A 12134-nucleotide genomic window follows, 5' to 3' on the forward strand; every position below is an offset into this window, starting at 1 on the left:
GGTCGTGAACTATCACGGCAGGAAGGTCCTGGTCACGGGTGCGGATGGATTTATCGGATCCCACCTCACGGAAGCGCTGGTGCGCGAAGGTGCCGATGTCACGGCACTGGCCCTCTACAACTCGTTCGACAGCCATGGCTGGCTGGATGATTTGCCCGACCACGTTCGAAGCCAGTTGCAGTGCATTCGGGGGGACGTTCGTGACAGCGCCTTCATCAACCGGATCGTGCGCGGCCAGGCGGTGGTGTTTCATCTGGCTGCGCTGATTGCGATTCCCTATTCCTATGCGGCTGCCCAATCCTATGTGGAAACCAATGTGCTGGGTACCGTGAATGTCCTCGAAGCGGCACGCCACTGGGAAACCGAGCGCATTGTGCATACGTCCACAAGCGAGGTTTATGGCACCGCTCTGACCATGCCGATCCACGAATCCCACCCGTTGCAGGGACAATCCCCCTACTCCGCATCCAAGATCGGCGCGGACATGATGGCGGCGTCCTATGCCAGGTCCTTCGATGTGCCGGTGGTGATCCTGCGACCGTTCAATACATACGGGCCGCGCCAGAGCGAGCGGGCCATCGTGCCGACCATCATAAGGCAGGCTCTGGACGAGAACTGTTCGGCGATCATGGTCGGCGACACCAGCCCTATCCGCGACCTTACCTTTGTGGAAGACACTGCGGCGGCATTTGTGGCGGCAGGGGCGGCCAAGCTTGAATTTGGCCATGCCTACAATGCCGGCAGCCAGCGCGCCGCCAGTGTCTCGGACGTTTTGGAGTTGGTGCTCGAGTTGAGTGGCACCAGGAAACCGGTCCGCCGCGATGAAAGCCGGGTGCGGCCGCAGAACTCCGAGGTTCGTGCGTTGCTCGCCGATTCCTCAAACCTTGAAAGTAAAGTCGGATGGCGGGCACATACGAGCCTGCGTGATGGTCTGGAAAGGACCATCGAGTGGTGGCGCTCGCGCCTCAGCGAAGGCCGCGTCCGTCGTGAAATGAGCTATATGACATGACCTTTCCGCGGCTCATACCGGCTGTGCTGCTGATGGCCGCTCTGCTGGCGCTGCACACAGCCGGAAACCGGCCGAGCGGTGCGGCAGGCACGGAGCCGTCAATGGATCTGCCCGCTTACCTGAAACCTGTCACTGATCCGGCGACAGGGATCAGCTTTACTCGGATTACCCAGCCCGGAGCTCTTGGCAGCGGAATTGTCTGCGGCAAGATATATTGCAGTCACCGATACTCGAGCGCGCAAGCGTGGAATGCGGATCAGAGCCTCCTCGTCCTCATGAACGGCTGCAACGGCATGTGTTTCCTCGACGGGAAAACCTACCTCCCTTTGTTTCACCGCAACAAGTCGGGTGAGTGCGAATGGCGCCCTCGAAAGGCGGAGATGATGATCTGTGTCGACGGTCAAAAGATCTCGACTTGGGCTCCCCGCACCAATCGTGAGGACATAGTGTATGCCGCAACGAAATATCGGGATCTCGAATTCGGCCCGTCCAAGGGAAATCCTAGTCGTGACGGCAACCGCATTGCCGTACGCGCGACCCGCGATGATGGAGCTGCCGTCGTCTTCGCATACGACATCGACCGGCGTCTGAAATACCCGGACATCGATCTCGCCCAGGTTGCCGGAACGACCAGTTCCTGCACCATTTCTCCGCTTGGAGAAAACATCCTGTGTTTCCAAAACCTGGTCGACGGCACCGAGCAGCGAGCCATTTTCGCAGTCGACGGCACCCTGCGCCAGAGGTGGAAGGACCATCATCGGCCCGGCCATGGCGATTTGACTCTCGATGCGGATGGTAGCGAGATTTACGTCGGAACCAGCAAATCCGCTCCGGACGAATATCAGGTGATCAAGCGTCGGCTGTCCGATGGAAAGGTCACGTCGCTCACGAAGTACGGTGAGGCCGAGCATACGTCGCTGCGTGCTTTGGACAGGCCCGAATGGGCATTTATAAGTTACGGGGGCAATCCCGATGAGGTTCGGAGCCATCCAAACTGGGCGCCATACACGCGCGAAGTGATCGCGCTGCGTGTTGACGGTCGTCAGGAGGTCCGACGCATCGTGCAGACGCGAAACGCTCCATTTGACTATTGGAGCGAGACACATGCCTCACCGTCCCCTGATGGGTCGCAAGTGATCTGGTCGAGCAATTGGGGGGTGCCTGGTGGGCCGGTCTACGAATTCGTCGCCCGTCTCGATTGGCCGCAGCAGCCGAGCTTGAATTAAAGGGAGATTGCCATCAATGGCCTTCGTTAGCCGAATTTTCTTTGCAGCGCTTGCCGGCTGCCTGGCCCTGGATATCGCAGCCGCGGCTGAAGCGCCGGTGGCCTACAAGCTTTCCCCCGGCGACACGGTAGAGATAGGAATTGCCTCCATAGCGGAACGAACGCAACGCGCGATTGTCCAGATGGATGGCTCGATCGCGCTGCCCGAGTTCGGGATGATCCCAGTTGGCGGGTTGACGCCGGCTGAATTGCAGACGCGCATGGAAGCGGTGCTGCCAACCAAGATCGTCCACCAGCGTCTGCCTGATGGACGGGAGCAAATGATCGTCATCAAGCCGAGCGACGTCACGGCCGTGATCGCGGAGTACCGGCCGATCTACGTGACTGGCGATGTGCTGACGCCAGGGCAGCAGGCTTACCGGCCACTCATGACAGTCCGGCAGGCGATTGCGGTCGCCGGCGGTTTCAGCCTTCTGCGGTCGCGGGCAAGCCAAAGCGGACCTGATCCCGTTGATCTGCGACGCGACTACGAGTCGATCTGGGGGGATTATATCAGGGACTACTTTCATGGCGCCCGTATCCGCGCCGAACTTCAGAACCAGGCAGAATTTGACATGCAGCCGCCGCAAGGTTCGCCCCTGTCGAATGCATTGATATCGGCGGTCGCGCAGGCGGAAGCGGAGGGTCTCAGAATTTCGCTGAACAATTTTCAACAGGAGCAAAGCTATCTCGACAAGACCGCCAAGGATGCCGAGGCTGAGGTCGAGGTTCTGCTCAAGCGCGAGCAGACGGAAGCGGCCGCGGTGAAACAGGATGAGGACGATCTGGCGCGGGTCACCAAATCGTTCGAATCGGGCAACCTGACCAACAGCAGGCTCGCCGACGTCAGACGTGCCGTGCTGATGTCGTCGAGCCGGGCGCTCGAGACGTCGGTCGAACTCATGAGAACGCGACGCCAGCAGGAAGACTTCGTCAGGCAGCAGGAACGCAATGAAAATCAACGAAGGATCGGCCTTCTGAACGAGTTGAGGGACACCGACCTTCGCCTCGCCGAGACCACTGCAAGGCTCCACGCAGCCAGCCAGAAGCTTCAGCCATCAGGGGCGTCCGCTCTTCCACTGCCGGTCGCCGGCGAAACCTTCCAGGCGCGGATCACAATAACCGGCGGGGCCGGCGACGCGTCGAGAAGTCGACCGGTCGACCAGGACACTGAGGTCGCGCCTGGAGACACGATCGAGGTGAGGTTCAGCAGCGACCTGCAGAGTGCGGCGATCCAGTAGCTACGCGGACGTGAACCTAGCCGGGAACGATGAGGCTGATGCCTCGCCTCACAGCATGAAGACATGGGCGACCTGAGAAATCGAGCATGGGAAAATCAAGAAAGCGGGTTTGTCGTGATTGGTGAAATAGATGTCGCCAGCGCCTACAGCACCGGCCGCACCGACTTCATGGGACTGAAGTTGGTTGTCGCGCCCGGCGTGCTCGTCCCTCGCCCGGAGACGGAATTGCTCGGCTGCACCGCCCTCAATGTGCTGCGTGAACTTAATCGGCCGGTCCCGCGTGTCGTCGACATGTGCTGCGGGGCAGGCAATCTCGCCTGCGCCATTGGATACAAGGTCCCCACCGCGCGCGTCTGGGCGAGCGATCTCACTGACAGCTGTGTAGAAACCACGTGCCGGAACGTCGCCCATCTTGGCCTGGCCGGACGCATTTCGGTGCTGCAGGGCGACCTGTTCAATTCCTTCTCGGGTCTGGAGCTCGAAGGCACGATCGATCTGGTCGTTTGCAACCCGCCTTACATCTCCGAGAAGCGGCTCGAAAACGACCGCGCGCATTTGATGGAACTTGAACCACGTGAGGCGTTCGCTGCCGGGCCCTACGGCCTGAGCATTCACATGCGGGTGATCAAGGAGGCGCGGCGCTATCTGCGGCAAGGTGGTATGCTGCTTTTCGAGGTCGGGCTTGGCCAGGACCGGCAGGTCATGAGTTTGGTTGAACGTTCCAAAGGCTACGAGAGCATTCGCACGGTTGCGAACAATGCTGGTGAAGCCAGGGTGGTTTGTGCACGAGCCAGAACGCCAGCGTGAGCCGCGCCATGGGTTTGCGCGCTCGGTTGGGAAGACGCCCTTATTACCATCGCCCGGCGATCAGTTTTCCTTGCTCACCACGTAACGTGCAATTCCCTGGATGGAATCGAAATTCTCAGGCAGAAGTTCACTGTCCTCGACAGTGATGCCGAATGTCTCCTCGACGAAGCCGATAACTTCAAGCACTCCAGTCGAGTCTATGATGCCCTGGTCGAGCAACGACGTTTCAACCTCCAGGGCACGCGGGTCGGCCACGTAGAAATTTGACGCCAGAAAGGCGCGTATCTGATCGCTGTAGGTGTCAATTCTGTTGTTCGTGCTCAGCATTGAATTGGCCTCCGATCCAAATGATTTCCAGGTATCGCTTTATGACAGCGCTATTTTCTTGAGCTTGCCCGTGTCCGTCATCGGTAGACTGGACACAATTTGGATGGACTTCGGAATCATGAAGTTTTCCAACCGCTTCTGACATTCCATCCGCAGCTGCTTTTCGCCTATGATCGTTCCTTGCTCCATGACGACAAACGCTTTCACTGCTTGCCCCAGCAGGTCGTCGGGAACTCCGACAACCGCGGCTTCCCGTACTCCCGGGATTTCCATCAGCACGTTTTCGACTTCCCTAGGCGCCACCTTTTCTCCCCGCGATTTTATGATCTCATCGCTGCGGCCGACAAAATAGAGGTACCCTTCCTCGTCCATTCGGCAGTAGTCGCCGGTGTACAGAACCTGCTCGCCGGGCAAAGGGCCAGGCTTGAGCTTCCTCGCGGTAGCCTCCGGCTTACCCCAGTAGCCCTTCATGACCGTTGCTCCGCGGATGACCAACTGGCCGACGACATTGGGACCGACCTTTCGGTCATCCTCATCGACAATCCACATTTCGGTGTTCGGGATGGCGATCCCCACGCTCAACGGTTTTCGCGCAAGATCTTCCGGCGGAAGATAGGTGCAGCGTTTGCATTCGGTCAGGCCGTACATCGAATAGATCCGGGCATCGGCAAACAGTTCCTGGAGCAGGCGAATGTGCTTGAGCGGCAGTGCCGCAGCAGTGTTCGTGACATACCTTATGCTTGCAAAATCATTTGCCTTCAGCGTCTTGAGATCCGACAGCGCGGCAAAGATGGTCGGCACGCCGGGAAAGCCTGTAACTCTCTCCCTTTCGATGATCGCAAGTATCTGTGCGGGGAAGGCAAACGAGCGCTCGAGGACCAACCGCGCCCCGGTACGGAATGCCATTATCATCTGATAGAGGCCGTAATCGAAGGCCAGGGGCAAGACATTGAGGATCACGTCGTCTTCGCCAAGCTCGAGGTACGAGGCGATAGACGCGCAGGCTGCCATCATGTTCCTGTGTGTCAGCATCACGCCTTTGGGTTCGCCGGTCGAGCCCGACGTGTAGATGATGGCTGCGAGATCGATATCGATGCGGCGGCGGGCCGGCGCTTTGCCGTGGCCGGCAGCCGCCTCATCCCAGCGCACGGCATGCGGCAATCCCCGGAGCTCGGCGTCGTCCACCTGACCGGAGACGATGAGCCGCCGCAGCGACGGACAGTTACGCGCCGGCTCAGTAAAGATCGGCTGCAAATGTTTGTCGGTGATCAATGCCGCCGGCAGGCAATCGTTGAGCAAATACCCCAGCTTGTCGCTCTTGGTGAGCGGATTGACGACGCACACAACGGCGCTCGCCTTGAGAACCGCCCAGAAGCTGACCACGGTCTCGACGGTGTTGTCGGCGAAGATCATGACGCGGTCACCGGGGGCGACCCCGGACGTGACGAGATGATGGGCGACCGCGTTGGAACGTGTCTCAAGCTCATCATAGGCGAGCCGGTGCCCGCCGCACACCAGCGCCACCTTGTCGCCGAGCCGGCCGGCCGAATGGCTGAGGTAGTCGTGCAGCAGAGGGACGGCGCCATGCATCATACCAGCACCTCTTGCCTGTGCAGGTGATCGACATCTATCCTGAGGTCGACCGCACACCCGCTCGAAGGGCGGCTTGCGACAAACTGCTGATGGAGGAGCTGCGTCGACAGCACGCCGACCAACGCCATGTTGTCCGAGTTGGACAGATCCCCATCGCCGGTCTTGGCAGCGCATTTGTCCAGCAGGCGCGCGACCGAGTTCGGATCAAAGACATTCGCCGCGCGCAGGGCAGTCTCCGAGAGTGCTTCGCGGACATAGGCGGGTGCGCTATCGCCGATGAAGCAAAGTGCGTTGGGCGCCCGGTAGGGTTGCTTCTTGCGGGCCACGACTTCCGCGGGCACGATCGATTTCGCCACACGCTTCAGCACGTGTTTCTCATCCAGAATGCGCAGCTTGTAGTCGGCCGGTAGCGAATTCGCCAAGGCCACCAGCCTGTCGTCCAGGAACGGGAACCGCCCTTCGACGGAATGGGCCATCAGCATCCTGTCTCCCTGCGAGGAGAGCAGGTAGCCCGACATCAGCGTCCTGATCTCAAGATACTGGTCCTGCGCGAGAGGACCCCATCGTTGAAACTCTTCGGGCAGGCGGCAGAGCAGGTCCGCCACCACGTCGTGACGCGCCGTTTCGGCGTGCATGTCGGCCGAGAACAGCCGTTTGATGGCGCTGGTGGTGCGCCAGCGGGTATCATGCGCGAAGCCGGGCGCGCCAAATGCATGGATACCATGTCCAAAGAACTGGCGCGCCATCGCCTGCTGCTTGACCGGCGAGCGGCTCAGATAAGGGTAGAGGCGTTCCAGCAGTCGCGCGCGTCGGGCAGAGGCGGGCTGCCGCCCCCAGAAGCGGCGGACCTTGCCTTCCCGGAACAGGTCGTAGCCGGCGAACATCTCGTCGGCCCCTTCGCCGGTCAGCACGACCTTGATGCCATGTTCGCGCACCAGCCTCGAGAGAAGGAACAACGGCGCCGGCGCCGTCCTGAGAATCGGACGCTCGGCGTGACGGATCACATCTGGGAAGATGTCGGCGATGTCACTGCGCGAAACCATCACCTCGTGGTGCTCGCCGCCGCTCGCACTTGCAACCAGCCGCTGGTAACGGGTTTCATCATATTCGGCGTCAGCAAAACGCAACGAGAAAGTCTGGAACGGCGCGCCGGCGAAGCGCCTCCCGAGCATGGCGACAAGTGAGCTGTCGAGCCCGCCGGAAAGGTAGCAGCCGACCGGCACATCCGCCTTCACCATCCTAAGCGCCGTCGCGGCCTGCAAGGCGCCGCGCACTTCGTCCACCGCATCCTCCAGCGAGCCCCTGAAGGTGCCATGGGACAGGTCCTCGCTCTCGGGATAGCAAGGTTTCCAGAAAGCCTGCTCACGAACGCTGCCATTGTCGTAGATGCGGACATGGCCGGGGGTAAGTTCCTGTACTCCCTGAAATACGCCTTGCGGCGGTACGACGGTCCACAGCGTGAAAGTCTGGTCGACCCCCGCCGGATCGAAGGCCCGCGGTATCGCCGGGTCGGCTGCGAAGATGGCCTTAACTTCGCTGGCGAAATGCAGGCGGCCAGCGTGTTCGCACAAATGCAGCGGGCAGATGCCGAACCGGTCGCGCGACAGGACGAGGCGGCCTGTCAGCGAGTCCCAGATGGCGAGTGCCCACTGCCCGTTCAGCCGCTCGAACGCGCCCACGCCCCAGGCGCGGTAGGCATGCACGACGACCTCCGTATCGCTGCGGGTGCGGAAACGATGTCCCAGGGCTATGAGTTGGTCACGCAACTCGACGTAGTTGAAGATCTCGCCGTTGAACACGATCCAGGTGGTATTGCCTGTGTCGGCGAGAGGCTGCTGTCCGGTCGAGAGATCGATGACCGACAGGCGGGTATGCGCCAGCCCCGCTCGCTTGTCGCGGTAAAGGCCGCTTTCGTCCGGACCTCGATGGGAGAGCGCGGCTGCCATTCTCAGAAGCGCGGCTCGTGACGGAGGCTCCGCAGCCGCTTTCAGCGCCACAATTCCGGCGATGCCGCACATGGGTCAATCCCTGTCCATCGCAGCGGACAGCTGCGGCCGTGCGTGAAGGTAGCGTGCGGCGCGGCGTTTGCTGACGATATCCTTATAGACCTTCTCGACCTGCTCGGCCGTGAGGCCGGCGGCGGCGGCGACCGCGCCGGCCGAAATTCCGTGATTCATGCCGTAGAGGCACAAATCCATTAACTGATAGGGCAAGGCGAAGTAGAACTCCTCCTGGGTTTGCGCCATGGAAAACGTGTCCGTGGTCGGCGGCCTTGTTCGGACCTCCGTGTCAATCCCGAGATATTCCGCCAGCTGGTAAACCTGGGTCTTGTAGAGATGGACGATAGGCATCACATCGGCGACGCCGTCGCCCTGCTTGACGAAGAAGCCCTGGTCGTATTCGAGCCGGTTTGGCGTGCCTGCCACTGCATAGTTGAGGCGGTCCGCATGATAATATTCGGTCATCTTGCGAACCCGCTGCTTGTAGTTGGTAGCAGCGACGATCTGCAGGTAAGCCGCCGGCGACAGACGCACGGTGTCGATCTTTCCGTCCGGATCCTCGACCGTAAGGCGCGTGATATTGAGGCCGCTGCTCTCCAGCACCGATGCCATGACCAGCTTGCATTTCCAGCCTTCGCCATATCCAGGGACGGCAGTTCGGATGGCCTCGATCTGTCGGGCGTAGGCGCCAATGCCTTCGAGCGCCGGCTCGATATCTTCAAGGATGGTGTCGATGCCAAGCTGCCCAGCGACGCTGCGGCCAAGCCTCAACGAGTCGCCTGACGAATCGCGCTCCGGCATGAACAGGCCCAGTACCTTGTACTTTCCGAACGCCCGTGCGCACACCGTTGCGACGACCGAACTGTCGATGCCTCCGGAGAGCCCGACGACCACTCCGCGACGCCGTTGTGTGCCGAGAACCTGTTCGCGCAAAGTCTCGACGATGCGATCGATCTCCAGCCGGGCATCGAGCGCCAGCACATCGCTGCTGAATTCGCCGATCAGGTCGATGACACTGCCTCCTGTTTGCGTGACTCGATTGAAGAGTAGGTCTCGGTCACAGCGTTTTCGATGAGTGGGCGATTGACGGTCAGATGAGGCTCCACGACCATGTCGATGTGGGTGCCGGCGATCGGAATGACGTCCAGATGGACGAATGCCCGATCCCACCCGAGTGCAAGGGGCATTCCGGGCCGCGCGCAACGGAACAAGGTGCCGGTGATCGGCAGTATCGGCCTAGGTTCTGTCAGCCATTGGAAGAAGGCCCGCGCCCGCAGAACCTCCTGCAGTTCCAGTTTGGTTCTGAAGCTCGTCGGATTGAACTGACCCTCGGCATAGCGGTCGAGGAAGCCGGCAAGCCGGGATTCGCAGTGCATTTTGACCGCGACCTTGGCAAGCGCGCGACACGCCACCCGACTAGCCGATATACGATTGGTTCGGATCCGGTGAAATGTCCGGGTAATGGTCTCCCAACGCTTGCTGCGCTCGCCAACCAGGCTGGTATCCAGAATGCCCGTGAACGCTACCGCTCGCCCTTGATCAAGCAGACGCGCGGCAACCTCAAAAGCGACCGCTCCTCCGAGCGAGTGGCCAAGCAGGCGAACACAGCCGGTCGGCTGCACGCGGTTGATATGATCAATTGCAGCTTCGACCATTGCGGCGACAGTGTTCTGACCTTGCAGGATCATGCCCAGGGCCGGATATCTGATGGGAGACACCCTGGCGACCTTGCTTATTGCTGATGCGAACGAAGCAAGGCTCGGACCATAGCCGACCGACCCGGGGAAAAGGAAAAGCAGCGGAGGCTCGTGTTTCCAGGCGGGCGCGTGCTCTCCGCCTCCTTGAGCGGAAATGACCGCTGCAACCATCTCATCGAAGCTCATTCCAACCGTGAAGGCTTCCAATCCGAGCTCTTGCCCGATCGCGCTTTCGATTTCCATCACGCAATGCAGCAGCTTCAGCGAATCTCCCCCCGCTTCATCCCAGCACCCCAGTGCGACCCGCGTTTTAAGGACCTTGGTCCAGGCACGCCGTACGATCTGATGAGCAGGAACTTCATTTCCCGCATGGGCGATTTGCGGTGGGGGCGTTGTTTCCCGCACCGAAAGGTCGATTGCAGCCAGCATTGCCATATCGATCTTTCCGCTGGCCAGCCGCGGTATCTCGGCGCTTGCATGGAGCCGCAGCGGGCAAAGCGCCGGCGGCAATTTTGTCCTGGCAAATTGGCGCAGCTCGTCGCAAAAACTGACTCCCGCCCTGCCGTGCGGTACGGCGAACGCAACCAGTTCATTCGCCGGGGTGACGATAACCACGGCATCCTTCACCGACGGCGCGCCACGCAGAACCCGTTCGAGTTCGGCCGGCTCAACGCGCCGCCCATTGACCTTTATCTGGCGCCCTTTGCGACCGATGATCCGCAACAGGCCATCACTCCCAATTTGCACAAGATCGCCCGTTGCAAAGATACGAAGCGTCTGGTCGGCGGGATCTATTTCAAACGGAACAACTGCCCCGTTTTCCCAATATCCGAGTGCGACATACGGGCTTCTGATCAACAGTTCTCCGATCTTGCCGGGCTGAACCGGGTAACCGTCTTCATCGACAATTGCGAAGCTGATTCCCGGAAGCAGCCAACCGACGGGAGCTGAGGAATCGAATTCCGGCCAATCGTGCGGCAAGAACCACTGCGATCCAGTCGTTTCCGTCGATGAATAGCCGATCTGCACCAGGCAAGTTGGCGGGACAGCCTTGCGCACCAGGCGGATGTCGGCCGAGGACACCTTCTCGCCTCCAATTCGGGCAACCCTGAGTGAACCAAAGGCGTCCGCGGGCTCATCCGCCAGGAGAGCGCGAAGCAATGCCGGCACCAGATACGTGATCGTCACGCCTTCCGATTGCATGCGGCCGCGAACCGAGCGCAGGCCGACGGCTTCGACCTCCACAAGCTGCAACGTAGCACCCGTAAGAAGAGCAGCAAGGATTTCCCGGCAACCGGCGATGGTTGCCGGGCCGGTCAGGGGCAGGAAAACATCCTGCGCATTGATGTGGCAGGCGTCGACATATTGCTGCACTCGGCACAGCAAGCTCCGCTGGCTGTTGACAATCCCCTTGGGGCGGCCCGTGCTGCCGGAGGTATAAAGCACCATTGCCGGTGCATCGACAGAAACGGTACGGTGTTCAGCTGGACGAAGCGTTGCCTGCAACGATTGCGCTATCTCGATCCGGGCAACGTGCTGGGGCAGATCAAGGCCATGGATGCCTTTGTCGCCAATTATGGCGGAGAGCCTCGCGTCGGCGACGATTTCGTTGATGCGCGAGTCCGGATCTCGCACGTTAAGCGGTACTGACGGTCGACCGGATGCCATGCTGGCCAGCATCGCAACTGTGTACCAGACCGAGTTGGCCTGAAGTATTCCAACCGCATTTCCGTCGGGAACGACGGCTTCAATCCGGCTGGCCAAGGCCTCGACCGCCCGAAAAAGCTCGGAATAGGTCAGTCGGTTGGTGCCGTCGCTGGCGGCTAATTTTTCGGAATAATGCCCGGCGATTTCCCTCAGGTGATCAAAGACCGGAATGTCGACGAAGCCAGTTCCCATCCGTTGATGCAGACGTAGAACGGGCCCGCCCTCGTCAAGAGCATGATCGGGAACTTTTGACCATCGACAAGAGACCACCGGTTGGTAGTCAGTCTGCACCGTTCGAATCGCCCTCGAAGATTCTAAATGCGCCAGAGACATAAGGGCCCCACGCTAGGATTGTTGCCGCTTATCGCCCCGCGGCATGATCTTTTCATCAATCATTCGGATGATGCGCCAGGCGGTCTTGATCGCTTGAATCGTTCGAAGTTGAGCATGCAAGCCTGCGCCCGCCCGGGCTGTGGGACTACCTTACCG

9 protein-coding genes are annotated in these 12134 nt (G+C 60.4%); 4 read left to right on the forward strand and 5 right to left on the reverse strand.

Going from position 1 to position 12134, the window contains the following annotated elements; genetic code table 11:
• Positions 1 to 4 precede the first annotated feature (4 nt).
• The 4 genes from NKH95_RS06785 to NKH95_RS06800 all read left to right on the forward strand — a co-directional run bounded on the left by NKH95_RS06785 (position 5) and on the right by NKH95_RS06800 (position 4321).
• Positions 5 to 1009 carry an SDR family NAD(P)-dependent oxidoreductase gene (locus NKH95_RS06785; RefSeq protein ID WP_023808953.1) on the forward strand — a complete coding sequence of 335 codons (1005 nt, stop codon included), beginning with the start codon at positions 5 to 7 and terminating at the stop codon, positions 1007 to 1009.
• Complete coding sequence (locus tag NKH95_RS06790) at positions 1006 to 2235, forward strand: hypothetical protein (protein WP_031212341.1); 1230 nt, start codon at positions 1006 to 1008, stop codon at positions 2233 to 2235. Before NKH95_RS06785 ends, NKH95_RS06790 begins: the two co-directional genes overlap by 4 nt.
• A gap of 16 nt (positions 2236 to 2251) precedes the next feature.
• The gene (locus NKH95_RS06795; RefSeq protein ID WP_023808954.1) at positions 2252 to 3514 is read left to right on the forward strand and encodes a polysaccharide biosynthesis/export family protein; all 1263 of its coding nucleotides are present in this window, start codon (positions 2252 to 2254) and stop codon (positions 3512 to 3514) included.
• Positions 3515 to 3577: 63 nt separating this feature from the next.
• Positions 3578 to 4321 (forward strand): N5-glutamine methyltransferase family protein, encoded by a 744-nt coding sequence (locus NKH95_RS06800; protein ID WP_050592622.1) that lies wholly within the window; start codon positions 3578 to 3580, stop codon positions 4319 to 4321.
• Between the two features lie 60 nt (positions 4322 to 4381).
• On the opposite strand, the gene NKH95_RS06805 is transcribed toward NKH95_RS06800, so the two are convergent.
• From NKH95_RS06805 to NKH95_RS06825, 5 genes are read right to left on the reverse strand one after another with little or no spacing between them, the layout of a single operon-like run.
• Positions 4382 to 4648, reverse strand: coding sequence for an acyl carrier protein (locus NKH95_RS06805; protein WP_013533122.1), 267 nt, complete (start codon positions 4646 to 4648; stop codon positions 4382 to 4384).
• Positions 4649 to 4687: 39 nt separating this feature from the next.
• On the reverse strand, positions 4688 to 6241 hold the full coding sequence (locus tag NKH95_RS06810; protein WP_031212342.1) for a class I adenylate-forming enzyme family protein: 1554 nt from the start codon (positions 6239 to 6241) through the stop codon (positions 4688 to 4690).
• Complete coding sequence (gene asnB, locus NKH95_RS06815; RefSeq protein ID WP_023808957.1) at positions 6238 to 8259, reverse strand: asparagine synthase (glutamine-hydrolyzing); 2022 nt, start codon at positions 8257 to 8259, stop codon at positions 6238 to 6240. The genes NKH95_RS06810 and asnB overlap by 4 nt, the downstream gene beginning before the upstream one ends.
• Before the next feature lie 3 nt (positions 8260 to 8262).
• Complete coding sequence (gene nadE, locus NKH95_RS06820; RefSeq protein ID WP_032908690.1) at positions 8263 to 9246, reverse strand: NAD(+) synthase; 984 nt, start codon at positions 9244 to 9246, stop codon at positions 8263 to 8265.
• Positions 9243 to 11978 (reverse strand): AMP-binding protein, encoded by a 2736-nt coding sequence (locus NKH95_RS06825; RefSeq protein WP_352891242.1) that lies wholly within the window; start codon positions 11976 to 11978, stop codon positions 9243 to 9245. Before NKH95_RS06825 ends, nadE begins: the two co-directional genes overlap by 4 nt.
• Positions 11979 to 12134: the final 156 nt, after the last annotated feature.

Origin of the sequence: Mesorhizobium sp. M0848 (genome assembly GCF_040319805.1) — a bacterium.
Lineage (GTDB): Bacteria > Pseudomonadota > Alphaproteobacteria > Rhizobiales > Rhizobiaceae > Mesorhizobium.

Coding starts and splice junctions, on each gene's coding strand:
- NKH95_RS06790 (WP_031212341.1), top strand. CDS start 1,006: ATGACCTTTCCGCGGCTCATACCGGCTGTGCTGCTGATGGCCGCTCTG.
- NKH95_RS06795 (WP_023808954.1), top strand. CDS start 2,252: ATGGCCTTCGTTAGCCGAATTTTCTTTGCAGCGCTTGCCGGCTGCCTG.
- NKH95_RS06800 (WP_050592622.1), top strand. CDS start 3,578: ATGGGCGACCTGAGAAATCGAGCATGGGAAAATCAAGAAAGCGGGTTT.
- NKH95_RS06805 (WP_013533122.1), bottom strand. CDS start 4,648: ATGCTGAGCACGAACAACAGAATTGACACCTACAGCGATCAGATACGC.
- NKH95_RS06810 (WP_031212342.1), bottom strand. CDS start 6,241: ATGATGCATGGCGCCGTCCCTCTGCTGCACGACTACCTCAGCCATTCG.
- asnB (WP_023808957.1), bottom strand. CDS start 8,259: ATGTGCGGCATCGCCGGAATTGTGGCGCTGAAAGCGGCTGCGGAGCCT.
- NKH95_RS06825 (WP_352891242.1), bottom strand. CDS start 11,978: ATGTCTCTGGCGCATTTAGAATCTTCGAGGGCGATTCGAACGGTGCAG.